At 51.2% G+C, this 551-nt stretch carries 1 tRNA gene; it reads left to right on the top strand.

Going from position 1 to position 551, the window contains the following annotated elements:
• Positions 1–144: 144 nt before the first annotated feature.
• Positions 145–220: transfer RNA gene (locus IE125_RS19155), tRNA-Ala, on the top strand.
• The last annotated feature ends 331 nt before the right edge of the window (positions 221–551 follow it).

The raw sequence follows: 551 nt of genomic DNA, 5'->3' as shown, positions 1-551 counted from the left end.
TAAGGGTGAGGTCGGCCGTTCAAATCGGCCCAGACCCACCAAATTTACGCCATGACTGCGTTGTTTTCCGGCTCGCATAGCAGGCTATGCGTCACCATAAAACGCCTTGTCATGACGAAAATTATCCAGATAGCTGGATTGTCTGGGGCCATAGCTCAGCTGGGAGAGCGCCTGCCTTGCACGCAGGAGGTCAGCGGTTCGATCCCGCTTGGCTCCACCACTTTCTTCGGAAAGTGCTGAGGAAGCTCAGTTGGGAGAGCGCTTGCCTTGCACGTCAGGAGGTCAGTCCGGGGTCGCGCACGACTTCGATCCCGCTTGGCTCCACCACTTCTCAGCTATAAGCAACAAGCTGTAAGAAAAAGCCGAAGCCAAAACAGTCTACCGTTAGCGCTAAGCTATAAGCTTTGATGACATCACGAGATGTTGACTGAAAGCTTACAGCTTAGGGCTTATGGCTCTAAACGCTCTTTAACAATTTGGATCATGCTGACAGTTCTTTCTCATTCGCAGTTGGGATGAGGAAAAACGAAAGTGATACGTCTCAAGCGTAT

Source organism: Salinicola rhizosphaerae (genome assembly GCF_014652715.1).
Lineage (GTDB): Bacteria > Pseudomonadota > Gammaproteobacteria > Pseudomonadales > Halomonadaceae > Salinicola > Salinicola rhizosphaerae.
The sequence above is the reverse complement of the archived record's forward strand: the minus strand, read 5'-3'. Positions and strand labels throughout refer to the sequence as shown.